This is a genomic window from Alistipes onderdonkii (genome assembly GCF_025145285.1).
GTDB lineage: Bacteria > Bacteroidota > Bacteroidia > Bacteroidales > Rikenellaceae > Alistipes > Alistipes onderdonkii.
On record NZ_CP102251.1, the window covers coordinates 141,499 to 162,916 of the forward strand.

Here is a 21,418-nt window from a genome sequence, read left to right on the forward strand (position 1 = left end):
ATTTCGTGCAGCAACAAGGCGTGAAGTGTAACTTTGCAGATTCTATCCCGTGGGTGATATTGTCTCCCATTGAACAAAGTATCAGGCGTAAGATTGAATCTATTGGTACACCACTCAAAGATTGGGATATAAACATTTATCGTGGAGTCCTTACCGGGTATAACGATGCGTTTATCATATCTACCGAAAAGCGTGATGAGATATTGGCGAATTGCCAGACAGAAGGCGAGCGTGTTCGGACGGCTGAACTTATACGACCGATTCTTCGTGGCAGAGATATAAAGAGGTATGGATATGACTGGGCAGGGCAATGGCTAATATATATCCCTTGGCATTTCCCATACCAATTTGATGAATCTATAACTGGTGCTTCTGAAAAGGCAGAAAAAGCGTTTAAAGAACAATATCCTGCTGTATATAACCATATGTTGGAATATAAAGAACCACTTTCTAAACGAAACAAAGCAGAGACAGGAATTCGATATGAGTGGTATGCTATGCAATGTTGGGGGGCCAAGTATTGGGAGGATTTTTCTAAGCCAAAAATCATATGGGGAGAAATATCTGATAAATCAAAATTTGCTTTCGACTTTTTGGGAGAATATATACCAGAAGCAACTTCTTTTTACATGAAAGGCGAGTGTATTGAATACCTTTTGTCTGCTTTAAATTCGTCCGTGTCTGAATGGTTGTTTTCTAAAGTAGGGACAACTACAGGAGTAGGGACTATTAGATGGAAAAAGTATACCATAGAACAGCTTATTGTTGCTAAGCTATCTACTGAACAACTAAATACTCATCTTGCTGCTTTCAATGATTTGAAAGTAGGCAAGATGAGCATTACGGATTTTGAATGTTTTAGCAATAAGTTGATGTATGATGTTTATAAACTTACCTCAGATGAAATTCAATATATTGAAAACCAGCAAATTGTCTAAATAGACTTTCGGAGTGAAGAAACAAATGAATGTAGAAAATTAGTTTCTTCACTCGTGAATCCATATATCATTGAAACCAAACCCTCTATTTTAGAGTCAATAAATGGTAGATTGATATTTTTATTTATTATACTGTTTGCAAGTTCTGCTAATTCAATGAGTTCTATTTTATTGGCATCATAAAAAGGTATAGGGAAAGTCGCTATATTTTGACCTCCAACTTGAACATCTCCAACGCCAGTTTTATTCATATTAGTCACATAGCTATACCATGTTATAGCTTGTGAATTCAATACTGCCAACAGATAATCCAAATGATCGCCTGTCATAATATAACAGGCATTGTTCATTACATAATTGTTGGCATCATATGCAAAAGCCATTTGGTTTCCGATTATTTTCCATACAATTTTTGGCTTAGAAAAATCCTCATATAAGCACAGTTACGAAGGTTATATGGCGTATCTCCTTTGTCTGTTCTTTTCGATATTTTATCCCAATATAAATCTAAATGAGCTTTTATGGCAGGATAATCTTCGATTTTGATGCGAGGTAATTTACCTTTTATACCATTATGAATGTTGATAATCCATAATTCAGCCCATTTATACCCGTATCTCCTAATATCTCTGCCACGCAAAATCGGTCGTATAAGTTCAGCCGTCCGAACACGTTCATCTTCTGTTTGACAATTCGCTAGTATCTCATCACGCTTTTCGGTAGAAATGATAAAAGCATCATTGAAACCAGTTTTTATCCCATAGTTGATTTGGATGTTCCAATCCTTCAAGGGTATTCCCACAGACTCAATCTTCTGCTTGATGCTCTGTTCAATGGGAGACAATATCACCCATGGGATAGAATCTGCAAAGTTACACTTCACGCCTTGTTGCTGCACGAAATCGCTCAAATTATTCAAGCCATTCGAATCTTGTACCAAACAAGCTTGTGTGTTAAAAATATTTGCTGCTTTTTGAGATAAAAGAATATTTGCTTCTACCGTTATTGCATCGAATATTTTTATACCTGCAAAATCTACCAACATAATAGGATTGGTCTTGCTTGCGAAATAACCTCGCAAGGCTTCACCATACCCCGCACGCATCCATTTATTAGACGTGATATAGCAAAGAAAACCATTGGGAGTAAGCAGGTTCATACCCAACTCATAGAAGAGGCAGTAAATATCACCAGTGCGTGCATAAGTTATGTAACCCATGCATTCTAATACATCGGCACTCTTACCCATAGATTGTAACTGAATGTAAGGTGGATTGCCAATGATACAGTCAAATCCCAAGAAGTTGCCTTCGGCATCGAGTACTTCTGGAAACTCTATACGCCATTCGAATGCACCAAGATAAATTTTGTTGGAGCGTATTTCCTCAAATATATTTTCTAAAGTCGCAATTTCTTTCTTTAAATCGGCAATGCGCTTGTCCGACGCTTTCTTTTCCTTTTTTGTCGGTTCAAACAGTTGAGGCGCTTGTAAGTTTGCCAACTCAGAGCGGCGTTTGTTCAATCTAACCAATCGTGCATCCCGGCGGTTGATCTCTGTTTTCAGTTTCGACTTGATTTCTGTTATAAACGTTTCCAAATCCTGCTTTTCGCTTTTACTTTGGGCATTTTTATATTTAGCTACAGCCTCCTTATATTGGCTGATGCTGATACTAGACTCTCGCAGTACGGTCTGAATACTGTCTGTCAAAGCGAATCGGTGAAGCAAAGAATTTCCACATTTGATGTTAATGTCGATATTTGGTAAGGTTTCTAAATAAGTGTAATTACTTTCAGCCGTATAGTAAGCATTCTTCAACAATTCAATCCACAGTCGTAGGCGGCAAATCTTCACAGAGTTGGGGTTAATATCAACGCCAAATAAACAGTTCTCAATGATTTGACGCTTCTCCTTGAAAAGAGTTTCCTGCATGCGGCGACTTTCCGCATTGAGTGGGTTGTAAGCAAATAAATTACCTTCGGTATCGGTAACAATCAGCTCGTCATTTTCAATGGCAAGTTGATAGTCCGCTTTGCGGATACGCTTACCGGTAGCATCTACCAAAATACCTAATTCGTATTTCAAGAGTATCAGTTCATTGAGAGCAGACACAAGAAAGTGACCCGAACCAACAGCTGGATCACACAGTCGCAAACTGTTAATTAGTTCATTAGCTTCGACTATATTGTCAATATGGTTGTATAGTTCTATACGGGTGGTACAATTCCAGCCATAATAACCATTAAACTTTTGCAACACGGTCTTGGTGATTGCTTCACGGCACATGAACATAGTGATAAAGCCTGGAGTGAATACTGAACCATCCTTGTGACCATTTATTTTCTCGAATATAAGCCCTAAAACAGAAGCATTGATGAGTGTTTTAGCCTCTTCTTGCACTTCTTCACTGCCTTCGCTCGCAAAGTTATAAGCGTCGAGAAAAGCAAACAAATATTGCAGGGTGGGTAATGCGTTGACTTGTAGATTGCGTTTTTTATTTCGTAATACGCTACTCGCCAAGACAGGAAGTACCGTACGTTGTGAAAGGCTGTTTATCTTAATTGTTTTACTTTCCAAATCTGTCACCTCGAAAAGAGAACTGTTAAGATAGGGAACGTAAGCAAAATCACGCATAATGGAGTGTGTGCGACTGCCCATGTCACGTGCAAGCACTTGGAAAAAGAGTGTGTTGAGATCATCATAGTCATGAATCTTAGTTATTGAAAGAAATTTATAGATTGCATCTCCATTGTGGTATTTCAACATCTGAGCCTCCAACAGTTTCAAGAAAAGGATACGATTCATCCAAGTAATACACAATTCCATTGCAACATTGAATAACCGTTCCTCATAATCATTCCCATACAAACTACCATTTATGTGACGCAAACAATCTTCTGCATCCAGTTGGTTAATAGTATTCTCTAGTAATGAAGCCTCGTCACGCCGTTCCACAGCTTTGCGTACAATCACGGTTTTATTATTCTCTTTGCGTTCCTCAATACCAATAATGTGTAGCAGCTCAGTGTAGAATCCACGGTTGAGCGAATTGCTGTCATTTTGGAACGATAGCTTCAAAAGATGTGTATCGCTGAATATCTTATAAAGTTCGATAAGTTTGCGTGAAGCGCTACCGTCTGTTCTATCAAGCAGGTGTTGATAGTCTTGTAAGTTGAAGTAAGTGTATTCAAGGCTATCTTTCACCTCCTCAATATAGGTTGTTGCAATTTCAGTATAGAAGAAATCGGTTTTGTTACTGGTTTTGCGTCCATCCACAAAGTCTTGAAACTCACGACGTAATTGTTTGTTCTGATAGAATTTGCGTTCAAACTCATGGGCATCAAAAATAAAGAATTCATGAATATTAGTAGCGATGAGATATTTAATATCATTGTTCTTCTTATTGACACGTTCTTTAAGATAGTATAGCAATAATTCCTGCAAAGCCTTACGATTAAGATTGTCATTAGAAATCATCTCACCTTTGTTGGTGGTACTCTTTACTTCAATCAATAACCCTATATTGGACTTGATAGTTTTATCCAATCGGATAGCCAAATCAATATCTTCTTCGGGAGCCATGTAGTATGGCTTGTAGAACGTTTCACTCAGAAAATTACGTAAATGTTCTTTTTGCGTGTGTTCTCTTTGCCCATCCACAATATTGTCTCTCAATGTGCGAAGGGCATTTTTGAATAAGTCAAAATCTGTTGTTTCAATCGCAACCTGTCTATATGCTTTGTTCAAAACTTGATTCGGTTTGAGTAGTCCCATAATGTTTGGTAAATGAGTTAATAAAATACAAAGGTAGTCTAAAAACTTGATAATAAAGAATGAACGTATTGGTTTAACGAAAGTTTGTTCTACTGCCAGCCATTATCAACAAACAATAGCAGCAGTAGATTTGACATGATTCTACTTATTATATTGTAATAGCCAGCCAAAGTAATCTTTTCACATCCGGATCTATCACAGGTTGGATAAGTTGTTAACCTGAAGGTAACCGACCTGATGGTATAGGAACAGGAAGAAGTCTGTAATCATGGCATTTACCCGGATAGAGAAGCCACATTTTTTATTGCCGGACTTCCGGCATTGCCTCATCCATGTGTGAAAAGGAGTTTTTTCTTTCACCACAACGTTCCTTTCACATACCCAAAGGGGGTAGTGGATCCAGACCTGCTTCGGCTTTCTTTTTCCTTCCCATATGACAAAAACCGACTATCCATGACTATTCCTGCCAGTGTGCCGGTCGTGCTTGCCTCTCATGGTTTCTTCCCTTATATTCGCACTGATATTTAAACGAGTTGAAAATATGGAAATATGCTACATCGAGGCCGGTGTCCTTGAGAGGATGCTGGCGCGCGCCGAGAACCTGTCCGCACGTGTGGACAGATTGTATGAGAGAAACCGCTGTAAGGAACCCGGAGAGTGACTGGACGGCCAGGATGTCTGCCTGCGCCTTGACATCTCGCCGCGTACCCTGCAGACTCTCCGCGATACCGGACGGCTGGCGTTCACCCGCCTCCAGCGCAAGTTCTATTACAAGCCCGGGGATGTGGAGAAGTTGATGGTCTACGTCGGCATCAGACGCAAGGAGAAGGAGGTGAGAGAAAGAAGGAAGAACGGAAACCTTTAAAGAGCGGAAGAGATGGAAGGCATTATCGACAAGGAGAACGAACGTGTCCGCAGGTTCTTTGCCCTGCTGGACGACATGGAGAAAAAAGTGGAACGTCTTGCCCGTGACAACCGTCCTCCCTTCAACGGGGAACGGTTCCTGACCGACAGGGAGCTTTCCGGGATGTTGAAGATCAGCCGCAGGTGCCTGCAGGATTACAGGGACCAAGGACGGATTCCCTATATCCAGCTTGGCGGGAAGATCCTGTACAGGCAGTCGGACATCGAGAGGCTGCTGGAGGAGAACTATCACCCTGCATTGGTATAATATCGTATTTAAGTTTAAGGATTGTCGCCGGAATTGCATTTACGATTCCGGCGGCAGTTTTTATTTAGCCTGCGGCTTCCTTGCCGGCCGCGGGCTTTCTTCTTTCCATCAGCCGGTTCATGTCCGAGGATATCTTCCGGTCGGTGACCTGGGCGTAGACCTGCGTGCTGTCGATGTTCGTGTGGCCCATCATCCTGGCGATGCTCTCTATCGGAATACCTGCGGTCAGTGTCAGGGTTCCGAACGAATGCCGGGCCATGTGGTAGGACAGGTTCTCTTTCATGCCTAATGCCACGCCCATTCCATGTACCTCATACCAGAGGACGTCGCGGACCGGCAGCGGGAATACCGGCCTGTCGTCATCCGTGGTGTTGTAAAGCTCCAGTATCTGTCCGGCTATGGGATGCAGCGGGATGAACGCCTCCACGTCCGTTTTGGCGCGGCGGATGCGGATATACCTTCTTCCTTCCGAAGTCGTTCCGATGTGACGGGGATGGAGAGCCCTCGTATCCGCGTAGGCCAGACCGGTCAGCGAGGAGAAGATGAACGTCCTGCGTGCCAGCTCCATCATCGGGTCGGGCAGCGGGGTTTCCATCATCCGCTTCAGTTCACTGCGGCTGATATGCCTTAGTTTAGGTGTTTCTTTCCTCTCGTATGCCACGTCCTCTATCGGATTGGCTCTTAGTATTTCCCGGTCCACGGCGATGTAGATGAGTCGGTTGAGCCAGCACAGGCAGTGGTTCACGTGTCCGTTCCTGTGTCCCAGCTCCTTCTTGAGAAAGACCTTGAACGATTCGGCGAACTCCTCGGTGATGTCCGAAAAGGCGATGTCCTTCATCCCGCGGGATTCGATGAACTGCCTGAGGTTGAGCTGGGTGGTCTTCGACTGGCGGTAGGTGGAAGTGGAGTTGATCTCCTTGGAGCGGACCCTGAGCCGTTCGCGTTCCACCTCTCCGGCCTGCAGGAGGTATTCCGGTACGGAATTGGCGCCTGACACGGTGGTCTTGAGCAGTTCGGCCGTGACCACTCCCTGGTTCCTCAGCAGGTTCCCGTACGCCTCTTCCAACCGGCTGCGGAAGGCGGCAAGGCGGTTGTTCTCCCTGGCTGTTTTGATTTCACACTTCTTGCTGTCCCAGTCCCCGGGTTTGCAATAGACGCCTGTCGTGACTGCCGATTTCTTTCCGTCGATGCTGATCCGGCAGAGGACGGCGGTCGTGCCGTCCGATTTCACCTTGTTACGGTTGATGTAGAATAAGAGCTTGAATGTACTGCGCATGATAATGATTGTTTAGGGATTAAAGGATAAGTTTCAAATCGCGGGTTGCCTCGACGAACCTGTCCATGTCCTCGAACAGCTTCTTCGGGGTTACGCGCGCGTATATCTGGGTGGTCTTTATGTTGGAGTGTCCCAGCATTTTGCAGATGGTCTCTATCGGCACTCCCTCCTCGAGCGTGACCAGCGAGGCGAAAGAATGCCGTCCCATGTGGTAGACAAGGTCCTGGCTCAGCCCTGCCATCAGGCGCAGGGATTTCATATTGGCCCTGAGCGTGTGGTAGTCCTGCGGCGGGAAAAGAGTCTCGCGGGTATCGTCCCGGTATTTCTCAATCAACGCGACGGCTTCCGGAAGCAGCTTGACACGTCCGAGGTAGTCGGTTTTCTTTCGCTGGTATTTCAGCCAGAGGCTGCCCTCGTCATCCCGGAAGAGGTTCTTCCGGGTGATGCTTACCGCATCGGCATAGGCGGTGCCGGTGTAACAGGCGAAGAGGAAGAGGTCCCGGGTGATGACATGTGACCTGCGTTTTTCCGGTATCTCCAGATCACGCAGCTTCTCGAAATTCTCACGGCTGAGTGCTTTCGGTGTTGTCTCCTTCTGCTTGGGCAGCTTGAAGTGGCAGAAATGGTATTTCTCCGAGTGGCCCTCCTTGTAGGCGATGCGGCAGATCTTTTTCAAGATGGCCAGGTAGCCGCGAAGCGTGTCCACGGCATATCCCTTTTCCAGAAGGATGAAATCCTGATAGTCGCGGATGAACTGCTCGTTGAGCTGCCCGAAGACAAGGTCCGGAACCTTGAATTTCGCCTTGATGAATTCGGAAAGCGTGCGGTAGGTGAAGAGGTAGGTCGAGAGTGTGGTGGGCGCACGGTCCACACCGACACGGGCCTTCATTTCCCCGTTATGCCGGTCGAGAAGTTTGAGCAGGGTCATCTGCATGCCCGCATTGCCCTGGAACATGTCCCTGACCGCGGCGGCATCGAAATCCCTTTTTCTTTCCATGAGGGAATTGAAGGCCGAGTGTACGGCAAGCAGCAGTCTTTCTATTTTTTCATTGGTCTCCACCGCTTCCCGGCTCTTGCCGTTCAGCCGGCTCTCACGCGCGTTCCACAGCCCGGGGGTGCAGGAGAGCTTGCAGCTGAACTGCGCCATCGTGCGGTTGAGGGTGATCCGTCCCATGATCGGGGCTTTGCCGGTCTTGTCCGGCTCGCTCTTTTTCAGGTAGAGCAGCACCTTGAATTTTTCCACTTTCATAACGCTCTTTTTTAGGTTGTAAAAATACTCCTTTGAAAAGCGTCCTTTGGCATGCAAAACATTGAGAAACAGTGAATACAAATCCGCTTTGTTCTTATCGGTAAAAATTCGGTTACCTGCCGTCGTTTCCGAAACAGGCGGCTAACAGTCTGGTAACTGAAACGTCGCAATATTTTGTTTTCTTTTGCAGGTCTGTCTGTTCTGCAATTCTCGCAAAATGCTTAATTATAAACGTTTTACGTTTAATTATCGTCATTCTGTTTTTTATTGCATTTCTAAATATTACTTATTGCGCTCGCCATACGTTCGCCACGACGGTTACGCTGACACAGGGCGTACCGTTGGAGACCGTATCGAAAATGTTGGGGCACAAACATATTACCACGACCCAGATATATGCCAAAATCACCAATGATAAGATAGGCCGGGATATGGATGCGCTGGCGGAAAGGATCGGTGATAGATTCAAGATGGCCCGGTAGGGCGATGCTCGTATAACGAAAGGCGGGGCGCACGGGATTTGGAGGATCCCTAACACGCCTCGCCTTTTTGGTGCATATTTTTAACCTATTTTTTAGTGCGCATTATTTTTAATACATTTGTAGACAATAATGTAGTTATTATGACTTTCTGGGAAATTCTTGATTCTAATTTGTTTCAAACGGTTGCTGTCTTAGTTGGGGCAGGAGTTGCTTGGAGTGTATATCTGTTTGGCAAGAGACGTATGGTGAAAAACATCGCTCGCATATTAGTTTTACAAATTAGAAACATAGAAGAAGCTATTTCATATCTAAAAAGCGAATGCATTTCGACAAATCAGATAATTAACGAAACTCAAATGCATTATTCAAAAATTGTTTATGATGATAATCAATGGATGAAGAATCGCTATTTGATCGTAAAGGAGCTGAAACAGAATGAGTTTGAAACTATCGATCATTTCTATTCCATAGCAACTGAAATAAAAGAGCAACAACTATATATTAGGAATAAAATAATTCAATTATTAGAATACAAGGGAATGCATTATTATAATGCAATCTATACACAAATATCAGATATAGCAATAAAAGAAACCGGGGATATTGCAGCAGATAACGAATTACATGAAATTGCAAAAACACGCATCATAGCCATCCGTAATATCTATAATAATCCAGCATTTACCATCCCTACATTTATACCTTTGGAATTTGGGTTAGGGCTTTCAAAAACTTTGAGCCGATACAAATGCGTAACAGATGGAGTTGCCTACAAAAGACTTCTGAAAATATCTAATAGGTGGTTTTAATAAAAAAGAGCAGAAATTCCTGCTCCTTTTTAAATTAGAAATGGTTTTTGATCGGTTTGTAATTTTCCATCAACATTTCCCGGATGCCCGTTTCCGGATAAAGAATATTACGATCACTGATCATAGTAAATGGTATTTGCCGTCTGTCGCGCAATGTTTGAAGCGTCCGGGATGAAATATGTAGCAAGTCGCAAACTTCTTCGCTCGACAAGTAGTGTTCCGAACCGATCGCGGGCCGGTAATTTTTGTCCGCCAGTTGCAAGGTTTCGACGGATCGGTCGATAGAAGTGAAAAAGACTTTGACCTCTTCGCTTTCCAGTGTTAAATAATCAGATGACATATTATATCTCCTTTTTAGCTGTTCGTGCCTGTAAAAACTCGGTCACGTCTTTTTCGCGGTAATAGTACTTACCACCGACCGTGGAACAGCCCAATAGTCCCTTGTCCCGGTAACTTTGCAGGGTGCGTTTGGTAATTCGTAATGCCTGGCATACCTCTTGTCCGTCCAGTCAGGGGTCGGGAGAGCCGGAATCAAACCGTTTCCGAAGTTGCCGCGACTCCATGTCCAAAGTTTTCAGCCGTTCCGTAAGCGCTCTTCATACGCGCTCATCCATACATAAAATTCCCATAGCATTTTAGGTTTAATAAAACATTAACGAGTGAAATCTGTCTATGTCTGAAATCAACCTCATGCTGATTGATTTCAGCGATTGATTTCAACCTCATACTGAAATCAGCCTCACACTGAAATCAATCATAGTCTGAAATCACCCACATACTGAAATCACCCTGTCGCTGAATAGTGGCAGCCGCAGAAATCATTCTTTCGCTGATTGGTTTCTAACACTGAAATCACTCACGGGCCGAAGATAATACCCCTCTTTGGCGAACCGGACGGCTGGCCGCTCCAGGCCGTTCACGCGTCTTGCAAAGCCTTGAAATCCGTCGTATCATTGCAGTACGAGATGTTACCCGCAGACCTTTGGCATAATGGGGCTTCGCAAGTTGTTCTGCGATTGCGTTTTACCGTCGCGGAGACGGTAGCGAGCTGTACCTTTGTCGGACAAACTGGCGTTTGTCCGACAAAGGTGCTCGCCCTGCGGGGCTGAAATGACGCTTTAAAGTCACGTCATTGAGAAATCAACATATACTTTAAAATCGTAGTAAGCAAAAACGAGAGTCGTTCTTATTGTCTAAAACAAATTAAGTGTCAACAGGCTTACTTAATTTCGGCGGACAACAAGGTCAAACGTGTCCGAGTTTTTCAAATATCTCGTTAGTTTACTTTGATGGCTTTCTATTAATCATGATACGCAAAATACAGTTGTGACAAGCAATCTCATTTTAGCTATCAGACATATTAGAACTGATAGTCACTAAAGCCATAATATTTAAATTAAATTGGGGTAAATATATGGTAACATTTTTTCTGATTCATTTACTAAAGGTGATTTATAATTATTCTCCTTTAACCATTGATTGTATTCTGATATATCTGGATCAGATAGACATATCGAGTATTCTATTCCACATATTGCTAATATAAAATAAATTTCCGCTTCTATCTGGTTATTTTCCTTATGCGTTAATTCCTTCACAAATAATTTCATCTCATGCAAAATTTCATAGGGTTTCTTTTTTGAATCGACAAATAACGCACTTTCAGGATATATTCGACGTTGGCTGTATTGCCAATATTCACCTTTGCCATATCGAGCATATTTCCTAATTGCATCTAATATAGATTTGCCTTCTTTATTTGCCATGAATTCTTGGACACATAAATCAAATTTTTCTTCTCCCATATTGTACAGAAAATATTCATATGCACATTTTGCAAGAAAGCGAGACATTTTTTCATTAGGAAAATCTGGCTCTGGTAAATATGGGGCAATCATTTGATGACAATTTCCAGTCTTAATTTTTTCATATATTTCTTCATCATCAAATGAAGCTAATACTCCATCTGGTGTAGAAAGCATAATGACATCGGTAGCTTTCATTGCCCCCGGAAATATCATATGCTGTTTAACCAGCCTATTTTTCTTGGTAAGAATCTCCTTCCGAAATCGAAGTGATACAAAATATGGTTGTTCTAATAATTCTTTCTCTATTTTCCGGGCAAAATAATTATTACACGCATCACATACATATCCTTTAGGTAATACCCATTTTTTATTCCCAAGTGATTCGGGAATTATATGTTCGAGACTTTTTGACCCAGAGGAATCTTTATGGCAAAAAATACATATACTCATTGGTCAATAACAGACTGGATAAATGACGCTAAGAACTTTTGTTCAGAATGTAGCAACAATCTGTCCGTTCGATCATCCCCGGCAGATTATATCGGCTATAAATCAATATCGTCGAAGAACTTTTCGAGTGTCAGTCCATAATATCGACAGAGGACTTCGAGTGATGTAAGATTAAGATTGATTCTCGCTGCTTCAATATTGCCAATGTTCAGCCCTGTTTCCTTGGCAACATCTTTCTGTTTCAATTCGGCTTTGCGACGAAGTAGTCTAAATTTTGCCGCAATTTTACGCAGGGCATCTTCATTACGTTCCAGATTAATCATATTCAAGCCCTTTGAAAAAATCCTTTAATTTAATTTGATAGGTGTGGCAAAGTTCAACTAATGTCCCGATGGTTATATTCTTGTGACCGTTTTCGATATTCGATAGATGGATATTGGTTTGAAACAACACTTTTTCTTGGGACAACATTTTTGCCTCCCGTATCAGTCGAAGTCTCAAACCGACTGCTTTTATTAGCTTTTCATTGTATCGCTGACTACTCATAGTACAAAGGACAGCAATTACTACTCATCGTTTATTGAATGAAGCATAGCTAATACTATGCTTAATATATATTTGCATAAATTTCTTACATTCAACGAATAAGCCGCCTTTATTGTGACGAATTGTTTATATATTTGAACCGTAAATAGTTGTGTTGCAATAATTATGCAGACATTTTTCTCGAAGAAAAATGTGTTTTTATTGTTGCTAGGATAAAAAAATGACTATATTTGAGGTGCAATCCGTCGCAAGGCGGGGAGCGGTTTGTCGCAATAACTAAACCTGGAAAGTTTTTTAATCCGCGGCAAGCAAAAGACATTCGTAAGAGTGTCGGCCTATGCCCGAAAGGGCGAGGTGTTTATCAGTAAGCATACGACCCCCTAACGGGCGTGGGCTTTTGTGTTATATTGTCGGATTGGGTTTTCCAGGACCTTGTTATTGCGTATAATGCAACTGCCCCTCCGCCCGTTAGTTTTTACGGATAGCATGGATTCCGAGTGTCGGAGTTCATGCTATCTTTATTAACGAGGCAATTTTTCGACGGATGGCATAACCTTAAAACTGAAAGTTATGTTATCTTTGCGTCGTCATACACGGTGGAAACCGTGACATATTAGGGACAATCCTGCTGATCTGAACGTCAAACGCGCGCCCATCTTCGGATGGTGTTTCCCAGTCAGAAAGCAGGCTTGTGTTCCTCGGTTTTACCATAGACTATGGTATGCCGTGGACGCAAGGGCTGTTTTGATTGGTAAGGCTCGCGAGGCCGGACGTTCGAGAATAGTATACCTATGCCCCTTTTTTGGGGATTCTTTCAGTCACCAGCACAACCCCGGTTACAATGTCACGGCAAATCAATCATAAGAAGGAAGCGTTTTTTGCGTCCGTCGGCCCCTGGTCGGCGGGAATTGCCGTGCCGTATGCCGGGATTTCTACTCCAAACCCCGCAAGGGGATCTACCGACTCCCAATCGGAAATTTCTTCCCCGGAGCCGTACGCTCCGCTTGTCGACATTTTGCCGGCTTGTCGCGTTACCACCCCTAAAAATTATGCCCCATTGGAAAACGGGCCGCAGAGTCGGCTGCATAATTTTAGGGTCGGGGCCGCAGGCCCGATCAACCTGCGCCCCGTTTTTTTCTCGAAGTTTTACCCCGGCAATCTGCCACGGCCAATATATTTTAAAAAGGTTAAATTTGAGGTTATTGTAACTTCGGGAGACTGTAAGGAAGCCCGAGCCGCCATGACATTTGCCGGGGTTGTTTGCATAAGGATAGGCGGTGCGGCCCTACGATCTGGTAAACAATGCGACGGCAAACCCCGCCGGCCTATCCTTTCCCGGCATCAAAACCCTAATTTTTTCCAATATTCGTTGTCGAATCCGACCTCAAGAGAGGGTAGAATAAACAGAAAAAATAGGGTCGGGGTGCGGAGGCTCATATCCTCCGTCCCCGTTATCACTGCGGAAACGGGCAGTACGCGGGAGAATCGACGAGATTCAAGCAACACCCCGAACCAACCCTGCGTGAGCAGCCTTTTGCAACCTGAAAATTTCGCTGCCCGTTTCCGCTTTTCATGCTATCCCAAACGGAGTTCTGCCGCCACGTGTGCGGATTACACCTGCTTCCCGGCCGGGAGCAGGCGGCAGACTCCGTTTCTCTCTCTTCCGGCTCCGCTGTGCGGCGTACGGTCTCATTTTCCCGTCCGGTGTAAAGGTGCGTCACTAACACAAGTTTATTCCCCCGGACGGTTCCGGGCCGGCCGCCGCCGTGCACAGTCCCCAATGCGTACGGTCAGCCCCGGCCCGGTTTTTGTCGTTTCACTGCCAAAGTCGGGTAGTGGTTAAACCCGGCTTTTTTTAATGTTTTTCCCCGGTTCGCCGGGTTTTGGTGTCGGGGTTTAGCGGCTCCGGCACCATTCTTAAAAAAGCGAAGACATGAAACACGACCCAAAGAATAACCCCTTGCAGACGACATTGGATTTCCTGCGTGCGCACGATTTTAGGCTGACGCCCGCGGAGCTTCCGGACGAGTTGCTACGCTTGTGGCTGGTTCCCGAACCGCAGATCAGGGAGGGTCGTTACTGCGGCCCGCAGTCGCCCCGCAGTCCGGAGTTTAGGACGTATTACCTTTCGATGTACGTCCTTGTCTTCACCTACATGGAGCACCATCCCGAACTGCCGCCCGCGTCGTCCATCGACGCCATCCCCGACTTCCGCCACCGCTGGCTGGAGTTCCAGCATGTGTTGCGTTACATCGCCTGCGCACGGCGCGACGGGCGTCCGCTTCCGGCGGTGAATATCCTGAACACGGAGCAGTACGACACCATACGGCGGCGTCTGGGGGTCACGGAGTGGTTATTCCGGATGCTGCCCGAAACCGTAAGCTGACATGGGAGCATACACGATCGGATTTCTGGGGCATTTCGCCTACACGGAGCACATATGCGACTACATGGACACACTGATACTACGCACCCTGCAACAACACGGCGAGGTGCGGGTGATGGTGACGCTCCGGCGCGAGGCTGACCGGCTCATGGCCGGGCGCGTGCTGGAGATCGGCAACCTGCTTCCGGGGCTGCGGCTGGTTCCGGTCATCACGGAGCAGGAGGAGCGCATTTACAAGAAAAACAGTCCGAGCCAATCGGCCCGCGAGCGCAAAAGGCGGCTCGACGTCGCAGACGGCTACGAGGTGGTTCCCGACACACTCTCTTCGAACAAGTTACCCGGCTATCATCAGCGGTTCATCGAGCGCTGCGACCAGATCGTCTACTCGACGTTCCGGGTTCCGCAATACATCCGGGACGACTTCGCCCGGAAAGTCCGCATGAAAAAGGGCCGGCAGCCGCTCGTGCGCTACATCATGGAGGGGTTTTCGGTTTCCGCACCCGTGAGCATGGAGCCGATGCTCGACTTGCATCAGAGCATCGAGTACATCCGTCGCAGCGGGTTCCGCGTGATGACGGACAAACTCCCGCAGGAGTTGCTCGACAAGTGGCTCGCAAATGCCGACCTGCCGGGCAATTTCATGGAGTTCGGAGTGCAGGAGGAACTTGCAGACCTGTTCGGCCGACGGGATACGGACAAAGCGCATTACCTGCTTTACAAGGTCTTCACGGCGGCTTATATCGTCTACCACCGTCTGCTGACAGAGCCGGGAAGTGCGGCCTGCGAAGAGATAAACAGCCGCTTCCGGCAATTTCGGCGGCTGCTGAAACTGTTGGCGGTATGCCGCCGCAGAGGGATCGACACCGGATGCTTCGACCTGCTCGACTTCGACAACTACGACAAAATATTCAAACAGTTCGGATGGATGGATCGTCTGGAGAAGCCGGAAACGCGGCTTTGCGATTCGGAGCCGGGAAATACACCTTCAGCGGATGGAAAAGAAGAGTAACGACTGTTGGCAGCGGATCGAAAAGGTGCTGAAGCATGCCGATATGTCGGCAAATTATTTTGCAAAATACATCGGACTGCGGCACGGGGAGAATCTCTATCAGATCAAGCGGGGACGCAACAAAATAAGCCTCGACGTAGCACGCAGGATTCACCGGAAGTTCCCGAAATACTCGATTTCATGGCTGATATGCGGGGAACCCGAAGTGATGGACAATAACAGAGAGGCCTTAACGGTTCTCCCGCTGTACCATGACATGTGGACGATACGGTTTTTGGAGGATGCTGCCGAAGAGCAGTTCATCATTTCCAAGGCGGCCGCGAACGGCGCGCAGTGCGCAGTTCCCTGCAATGGCGGTTCTTTGGAGGTGCCGTTTTTCCTCCGCGATACGATTTTGTTGTTCCGCAGACAGCCGCTCGAAAACGTGGGGACAGGAAGCGGCCTGTATCTGATCGACTACAAAGGGGAACGGTTATTCAGGTTCCTCGAACGAAAAGCCTATATGGACTGTATTCAGATGGTAGGTCTTGTCCCTGAGAACCAAGACCCGGAGCTCGTCGATTGTGCCGCAGTCGAATCACTCTGGAAGGTTTGCGCAACGGTGAAAAGGTGGTAAGGATAGAAATGGGGATTCAACAGAATAAATGTCTAACCATATAACGGATACTATCAGTAACGATAAAAAGGGAATTAATTGCATTTGTTAATTTTTATTATTACCTTTATATCAGTTATTTAATGCTATTAATTTAAAGCAACTGACAGAAAAAAGAACCGTTGCCTAATCGTTACCTCTGCCCAAAAATAAAATTGCAACAGACCGAATAATCAATCTGTTGCAATTATTAAAGGACTGTCCCGATGGGGCTGCTTGCTCTTTTTAACGGCTCATCCGAGCGCTCGTCAAGTTTAATACTCCTCTTCGTTGAAGAAGAAATCGTCTTTCGACGGGTAGTCGGGCCAAATATCTTCGATAGATTCGTAAATCTCACCCTCGTCCTCTATTTCCTGCAGATTTTCGAGCACTTCGAGAGACGCACCCGAACGCACAGCATAGTCAATCAGTTCATCTTTCGTAGCGGGCCAGGGAGCATCTTCCAGCTTCGATGCCAATTCAAGTGTCCAGTACATAGTTCCAAGTTTTTAAGTTCCCAAATATCAGCGGATTAACATCAGGCGACAATCGCTATTCCGCTATCACTGATTTGCAAAAGTATAAAAAAAACGAGAAAAACAAAGAAAAAATTACAAAACATCCGCACGCACATATCAACAAGCTGCCGGACAACGACTTACGGAATCCACAGGGTCTCCTCGACACCGTAATGCTCTGTGAGCGTGCGCCCGAGCAGGTAAAAATAATCGGAAAGGCGGTTCAGCCACATCAGCACCGTGGCATCCGTGCCGTATTTTTCATCGGCACGCAGCGCGGCACGCTCGGCACGTCGGCAGACCGTACGGCACACGTGGCACATCGAAACGACGGCGTTGCCGCCCGGGATCGTGAATTTGTCGATCGGTTTGAGCGCGTCCTGCATCGCGTCGATACGGCCTTCGAGCCAGGTGACGGCCTCGGGAGCCAGCGGCGCAACCTTCCCGCACCCTGTTTTTCCGCATGCCAGCAATGCCTCGACGGTCATCAGGCGTGACAGGATGCGGTTCAGGTCATCGACATAGGGCGACAGCGCAGCTTCCGCACGCATGTTGTCTCCGAGCAAGGCCGCAAAGGCCGCCAATTCGTCCACCGTGCCATAAGCCTCGACCCGTTCATCGGTCTTGAAGACCCGTTCGCCGCCGACAAGGGAGGTCAACCCCTTATCGCCTTTTTTCGTGTATACTTTCATATCCGGAAGTGTTGTTTCGGCAAATTATTATTGAAAACCAGCAGGTAACCGCGGTTGTCCACCGTCGTCGAACGGTGCGCCGCGACGATTTGCAGGCACATGGCCCGGCGTTCACGCCCGTCGTAGGGGGACATGACCGCTACCGTATTCCCGGCGGCGGCCGCATCGCCGACCAGCGCGAGCGTCTCCGCCCGGGACAGTCCGCGCGTCGCTATGCAGAACTCCGCATCCGCACGATTCAGGCCAAAAGAGGCGTAACCGCAATGGATCGCCAGATTTTGCAGCTGCACGGCGCGGCGTTCGGGCACTCCAGCCGCGAGCAGTTCGCGGAACAACGCCCGGTCGCCGGGAAGCAGCGTATCGCGCATGAACACATTACGCACGACGTCGTATACGAAAGGCGAATGCACGCCGTGCCCACGGAAGAAACGGGCCCGGGAGAGCCTGTTACGCAGCTCAGTGACCCGCCCGTAAAATTTCAAACCGAGTTTATGGCCGCCGATCCCCATAACCGTTATTTTTTCAACAGTCCCGCAAGACGCCCCGTCGAAAAGGCGATCTGGAGGTTATAACCGCCCGTATTCGCATCGAGGTCGAGCACTTCGCCCGCGAAATAGAGCCCCCGAACCTTCAGCGATTCCATGGTATAGGGGTTGACCTCGGCGCAGGAAACGCCCCCGGCCGTCACGATGGCGTATTCGAACGGCGCATAGTCCGTGATGGGGAAAGTGAATCCCTTGAGCGTCTTTATAAGGCGGGTTATCTCCTCTTCGGTGAGCTTGCCGACGTAATTCTTGGAATGGATGTCCAGTTCCTGCGCCAGCGGCATCACCAGGGGTTTCGGCACCAGCTTGCGCAGCAGTTCGCCGAAAAACTCCGTGGGTTCCATCCCGGCTATCTCGCGGGCGATACGCTCGTGCAGGATTTCCTCCGTGAGCGCAGGCTTCAGGTCGACGACCAGTTTCACGCGGCGCCCGTCGATCAGTGCGTCGACCGCATCGCGGCTCATGCGCAGCGCCACGGCACCCTCGATGCCGCGCTCGGAGAAGCCCAGTTCGCCGAACTCCTCGCGCACGGGTTCGCCGTCGATATGGAGCACGGCCCTGATGTTTTTCAGCAACAGGCCGTCGAGGTAACCGATCTGCGGATGCGACGAAACGAGCGGCGTCAGCGAAGGGCGCACAGGCTCGACGGTATGTCCCAGGTCGGCCGCAAAGGTGTAGCCGTCGCCCGTGGAACCCGTGGCGGGATAGGAAACGCCGCCCGTGGCGACGATCACCTGCGGACACTCCTCCTTGCGTTCGAAACCGCGCCTGTTGATATAGCGGACGCCGAAGACCTTGTCGCCCAGGGTCATGATCTCCGTCACGCGCGTATTATAAATGATCTTCACGCCGTTCTCGTAGCAATATTCCAACAGCGCATTGGCGATGTCCCACGCCTTGCCGCTCTTGGGAAAGACGCGCTCGCCGCGTTCGATGTCGAGCTTCACCCCGGCCTTTTCGAAGAAACGGATGGCGGCGCGGTTATTGAACTCGGCAAAAGCCTGTCCGAGAAACTCCGCGTTGGTACGCACCTGCGCGGCGAACTCCTCGGCCGGCCGTGCGTTGGTGACGTTGCAGCGCCCTTTGCCCGTGATACGGACTTTACGGCCCGACTTGTCCATCTTCTCAATCAGCAGCACACGCTTGCCGTCGCGCGCCGCCGTACCTGCGGCCATCATGCCCGCTGCCCCCGCCCCGATGACGATCACGTCGTACGGCCGGATTTCTTTTTCTTCGATTTGTTCCATACGGCTGCAAAGATAGACAATAATTCTTTCTTTCCGGAAAAATTTTTCCTATCTTTGCGGCCGAAAAAACCGTTCTAAACAGATATGTTGAGCAGAAGATTACTCCGTATAAAGGTCGTCAAGGCACTGTTCGCCCACCTCAAATCGGGCGCCGACAACATGATGGCATCGGAAAAAACGCTGATGGCGTCCGTAGACAAGGCCTACGACCTCTATTTCCAGATCCTGACCCTCCCCGTGGAACTGACGCGCTACGCCGAACAGCGGCAGGAACTGGCCAAACAGAAAAAACTGCCGACATACGAAGACCTCAACCCCAATACCAAGTTCGTAGACAACCAGGTGATCCGCGTCATCGCCAACAGCGATGCCGTGAACGACCATATCGCCGCCCGCAAGCTGGGCTGGGGCCGCCATCCGGAGCTGATCCGTACGCTCTATACACAGCTCTCGGAAAGCGACTATTTCAAGGATTACATGCTGCGCGAGGAGCGCTCGTTCGCCGACGACCGCAAGCTGCTCGAAGATTTCTTCAAGGAGCTGCAGAGCTGCGAGGCACTGGAAACCGAGCTGGAAGAGATGTCGATCCTCTGGAGCGACGACCTGCCTTACATCGTGATGATGATCCTGCGTTCGCTCTCGGGCCTAAAACCGTCGCACACCGAGCTGAAAGTCCCCTCGAAGTTCAAGAGCGACGAAGACCCCGAATTCGTGAAGACGCTTTTCGAAAAATCGCTGGTCAACTACGATGCCTACCAGGATTACATCGAAAAGTTCACCGCCAACTGGGACGTGGAACGCATCGTGTTCATGGACAACCTGATCATCGGCACGGCCATGGCCGAACTGACCTCGTTCCCGTCGATTCCCGTCAAGGTGACGCTCGACGAGTACATCGAGATTTCGAAATACTACTCGACCCCCGGCAGCAGCACCTTCATCAACGGCGTGCTGGACAAGATCGTCGAATCGCTCACCGCCGAAGGCCGCATCAGGAAAGCCGGCCGCGGCCTTATCTGAGTCCCGATGCTGCGCGAGGTGTTGTTGCTGACGCTGGCCGTGACGACCGCGGCATGCGGCACCCGGCAGGCACGCACCGGCGAGACCGGGCGGAAAGGCCGGATTATCGCCGTCACGGACACGATCCTCGACACGGGCGGCACGGATACCGTGCGTTTCGGACGCATGCACTCGGGGGAGGTGGCCGTGCTCAGGCTCTGGATCGAAAACCGGGCATCGAAGCCCGTAGCCATCACCCGATACGACCGCAGCTGCGGGTGCACGACGCTCGGATATGATGCACAGCCCATTACGCCGGGCGATGCGCAGCAGGTATCGCTCACCTTCGATGCGTGGGGCGAATGGGGCTGGCAGCTCAAGACGCTGGACATCGCATTCGCCGGCGGGCGGAAACCCCTGAGGCTGTTCATCGAGGCCGAAGTGGAATAAACATTTGTGTATTCGACAATATTTCGTATATTTGTTCCGTTAACGGAAATAAACACTTAAAACATAACGACGTATGATTAATTTTCTTCAGGTGCCGCCCGTAGAGCCCCAGCCGGGTTTCATGCAGCAGTACAGTTTCATCATTATGATCGGCCTCATGGTGCTGGTTTTATGGCTCTTCATGTGGCGACCCGAATCCAAGCGCCGCAAGCAGATGCAGGCATTCCGCGAAGGCCTGAAAAAAGGTGACAAGGTAATTACCGCCGGCGGCATTTACGGCACGGTGAAAGAGATCAAGGAGACAACCCTGCTGATCGAGGTGGACGGCAACGTCACGCTGCGCATCGACAAGAACATGGTCGTAGCCGACAACAGCGACCTTCAGCGCCAGTAAAAACCGCTTTCAGATATGAAAAAAGCTGCAAATTTTTGCAGCT

The 21,418-nt window shown here is 47.8% G+C and carries 24 protein-coding genes and 1 pseudogene; 11 read left to right on the forward strand and 14 right to left on the reverse strand.

What is annotated here, in order from left to right; translation table 11 throughout:
• Positions 1 to 5 precede the first annotated feature (5 nt).
• Complete coding sequence (locus NQ559_RS00630; protein ID WP_259804678.1) at positions 6 to 938, forward strand: TaqI-like C-terminal specificity domain-containing protein; 933 nt, start codon at positions 6 to 8, stop codon at positions 936 to 938.
• On the opposite strand, the gene NQ559_RS16045 is transcribed toward NQ559_RS00630, so the two are convergent.
• Together NQ559_RS16045 and NQ559_RS00635 are read right to left on the reverse strand one after the other, a co-directional pair.
• Entirely contained in the window at positions 935 to 1,321 is a 387-nt protein-coding gene (locus tag NQ559_RS16045) for a TaqI-like C-terminal specificity domain-containing protein (protein WP_018695430.1), read from the reverse strand. The two genes, NQ559_RS00630 and NQ559_RS16045, sit on opposite strands and share 4 nt — an antisense overlap.
• Before the next feature lie 11 nt (positions 1,322 to 1,332).
• On the reverse strand, positions 1,333 to 4,710 hold the full coding sequence (locus NQ559_RS00635) for a type IIG restriction enzyme/methyltransferase (RefSeq protein ID WP_459538935.1): 3,378 nt from the start codon (positions 4,708 to 4,710) through the stop codon (positions 1,333 to 1,335).
• A gap of 661 nt (positions 4,711 to 5,371) precedes the next feature.
• Here NQ559_RS00635 and NQ559_RS00640 point away from each other — a divergent pair.
• Together NQ559_RS00640 and NQ559_RS00645 are read left to right on the forward strand one after the other, a co-directional pair.
• Entirely contained in the window at positions 5,372 to 5,575 is a 204-nt protein-coding gene (locus NQ559_RS00640) for a helix-turn-helix domain-containing protein (protein WP_032849094.1), read from the forward strand.
• Positions 5,576 to 5,587: 12 nt separating this feature from the next.
• Positions 5,588 to 5,881: a helix-turn-helix domain-containing protein gene (locus NQ559_RS00645; RefSeq protein WP_004311261.1), complete on the forward strand. Its 294-nt coding sequence runs from the start codon at positions 5,588 to 5,590 to the stop codon at positions 5,879 to 5,881.
• Between the two features lie 64 nt (positions 5,882 to 5,945).
• Here the strand turns inward: NQ559_RS00645 and NQ559_RS00650 are convergent, their stop codons facing one another.
• Positions 5,946 to 7,157 carry a site-specific integrase gene (locus tag NQ559_RS00650; RefSeq protein WP_004311260.1) on the reverse strand — a complete coding sequence of 404 codons (1,212 nt, stop codon included), beginning with the start codon at positions 7,155 to 7,157 and terminating at the stop codon, positions 5,946 to 5,948.
• Between the two features lie 19 nt (positions 7,158 to 7,176).
• Positions 7,177 to 8,406, reverse strand: a complete 1,230-nt coding sequence (locus NQ559_RS00655) for a site-specific integrase (RefSeq protein WP_004311259.1) — start codon at positions 8,404 to 8,406, stop codon at positions 7,177 to 7,179.
• Positions 8,407 to 8,612: 206 nt separating this feature from the next.
• On the opposite strand from NQ559_RS00655, the gene NQ559_RS00660 reads away from it, so the two are divergent.
• Positions 8,613 to 8,888 (forward strand): tyrosine-type recombinase/integrase, encoded by a 276-nt coding sequence (locus NQ559_RS00660; protein ID WP_309295501.1) that lies wholly within the window; start codon positions 8,613 to 8,615, stop codon positions 8,886 to 8,888.
• Positions 8,889 to 9,028: 140 nt separating this feature from the next.
• Positions 9,029 to 9,697 carry a hypothetical protein gene (locus NQ559_RS00665; protein ID WP_018695426.1) on the forward strand — a complete coding sequence of 223 codons (669 nt, stop codon included), beginning with the start codon at positions 9,029 to 9,031 and terminating at the stop codon, positions 9,695 to 9,697.
• Between the two features lie 34 nt (positions 9,698 to 9,731).
• Here NQ559_RS00665 and NQ559_RS00670 read toward each other — a convergent pair whose 3' ends face one another.
• The 6 genes and pseudogenes from NQ559_RS00670 to NQ559_RS16055 all read right to left on the reverse strand — a co-directional run bounded on the left by NQ559_RS00670 (position 9,732) and on the right by NQ559_RS16055 (position 12,501).
• Positions 9,732 to 10,037 carry a helix-turn-helix domain-containing protein gene (locus NQ559_RS00670; protein WP_018695425.1) on the reverse strand — a complete coding sequence of 102 codons (306 nt, stop codon included), beginning with the start codon at positions 10,035 to 10,037 and terminating at the stop codon, positions 9,732 to 9,734.
• Between the two features lies 1 nt (position 10,038).
• Positions 10,039 to 10,206, reverse strand: coding sequence for a helix-turn-helix domain-containing protein (locus NQ559_RS00675; protein WP_083923824.1), 168 nt, complete (start codon positions 10,204 to 10,206; stop codon positions 10,039 to 10,041).
• Positions 10,207 to 11,088: 882 nt separating this feature from the next.
• Complete coding sequence (locus NQ559_RS00680; protein ID WP_244062175.1) at positions 11,089 to 11,700, reverse strand: hypothetical protein; 612 nt, start codon at positions 11,698 to 11,700, stop codon at positions 11,089 to 11,091.
• A gap of 99 nt (positions 11,701 to 11,799) precedes the next feature.
• Positions 11,800 to 11,955: pseudogene (locus NQ559_RS16050) on the reverse strand (HNH endonuclease); the annotation flags it as partial.
• A 95-nt stretch (positions 11,956 to 12,050) separates the two neighbouring features.
• The gene (locus NQ559_RS00685) at positions 12,051 to 12,278 is read right to left on the reverse strand and encodes a helix-turn-helix transcriptional regulator (protein WP_018695422.1); all 228 of its coding nucleotides are present in this window, start codon (positions 12,276 to 12,278) and stop codon (positions 12,051 to 12,053) included.
• Entirely contained in the window at positions 12,271 to 12,501 is a 231-nt protein-coding gene (locus NQ559_RS16055; protein WP_026318284.1) for a helix-turn-helix domain-containing protein, read from the reverse strand. Before NQ559_RS16055 ends, NQ559_RS00685 begins: the two co-directional genes overlap by 8 nt.
• A 1,933-nt stretch (positions 12,502 to 14,434) precedes the next feature.
• On the opposite strand from NQ559_RS16055, the gene NQ559_RS00690 reads away from it, so the two are divergent.
• Genes NQ559_RS00690 through NQ559_RS00700 form a run of 3 tightly spaced genes read left to right on the forward strand, consistent with a single transcriptional unit; the run spans position 14,435 to position 16,512 of the window.
• The gene (locus NQ559_RS00690; RefSeq protein WP_018695420.1) at positions 14,435 to 14,887 is read left to right on the forward strand and encodes a hypothetical protein; all 453 of its coding nucleotides are present in this window, start codon (positions 14,435 to 14,437) and stop codon (positions 14,885 to 14,887) included.
• Between the two features lies 1 nt (position 14,888).
• The gene (locus NQ559_RS00695) at positions 14,889 to 15,896 is read left to right on the forward strand and encodes a hypothetical protein (RefSeq protein WP_018695419.1); all 1,008 of its coding nucleotides are present in this window, start codon (positions 14,889 to 14,891) and stop codon (positions 15,894 to 15,896) included.
• Positions 15,880 to 16,512, forward strand: coding sequence for a helix-turn-helix domain-containing protein (locus NQ559_RS00700; RefSeq protein ID WP_018695418.1), 633 nt, complete (start codon positions 15,880 to 15,882; stop codon positions 16,510 to 16,512). The genes NQ559_RS00695 and NQ559_RS00700 overlap by 17 nt, the downstream gene beginning before the upstream one ends.
• Positions 16,513 to 16,805: 293 nt before the next feature.
• On the opposite strand, the gene NQ559_RS00705 is transcribed toward NQ559_RS00700, so the two are convergent.
• From NQ559_RS00705 to NQ559_RS00720, 4 genes are all read right to left on the reverse strand, one after another.
• Complete coding sequence (locus NQ559_RS00705; protein WP_018695417.1) at positions 16,806 to 17,027, reverse strand: DUF2795 domain-containing protein; 222 nt, start codon at positions 17,025 to 17,027, stop codon at positions 16,806 to 16,808.
• Between the two features lie 161 nt (positions 17,028 to 17,188).
• Positions 17,189 to 17,740 carry a cob(I)yrinic acid a,c-diamide adenosyltransferase gene (locus NQ559_RS00710; RefSeq protein ID WP_018695416.1) on the reverse strand — a complete coding sequence of 184 codons (552 nt, stop codon included), beginning with the start codon at positions 17,738 to 17,740 and terminating at the stop codon, positions 17,189 to 17,191.
• Positions 17,737 to 18,249, reverse strand: coding sequence for a hypothetical protein (locus NQ559_RS00715; protein ID WP_018695415.1), 513 nt, complete (start codon positions 18,247 to 18,249; stop codon positions 17,737 to 17,739). Before NQ559_RS00715 ends, NQ559_RS00710 begins: the two co-directional genes overlap by 4 nt.
• A 5-nt stretch (positions 18,250 to 18,254) precedes the next feature.
• Positions 18,255 to 19,532, reverse strand: coding sequence for a BaiN/RdsA family NAD(P)/FAD-dependent oxidoreductase (locus NQ559_RS00720; RefSeq protein ID WP_018695414.1), 1,278 nt, complete (start codon positions 19,530 to 19,532; stop codon positions 18,255 to 18,257).
• An 84-nt stretch (positions 19,533 to 19,616) separates the two neighbouring features.
• On the opposite strand from NQ559_RS00720, the gene NQ559_RS00725 reads away from it, so the two are divergent.
• The 3 genes from NQ559_RS00725 (at position 19,617) to yajC (ending at position 21,375) form a co-directional block, all read left to right on the forward strand.
• Positions 19,617 to 20,552, forward strand: a complete 936-nt coding sequence (locus NQ559_RS00725; RefSeq protein WP_018695413.1) for a transcription antitermination protein NusB — start codon at positions 19,617 to 19,619, stop codon at positions 20,550 to 20,552.
• A 6-nt stretch (positions 20,553 to 20,558) separates the two neighbouring features.
• Positions 20,559 to 20,981, forward strand: a complete 423-nt coding sequence (locus tag NQ559_RS00730) for a DUF1573 domain-containing protein (RefSeq protein WP_018695412.1) — start codon at positions 20,559 to 20,561, stop codon at positions 20,979 to 20,981.
• 73 nt (positions 20,982 to 21,054) lie between these two features.
• Positions 21,055 to 21,375, forward strand: coding sequence for a preprotein translocase subunit YajC (yajC, locus tag NQ559_RS00735; protein ID WP_018695411.1), 321 nt, complete (start codon positions 21,055 to 21,057; stop codon positions 21,373 to 21,375).
• Positions 21,376 to 21,418: the final 43 nt, after the last annotated feature.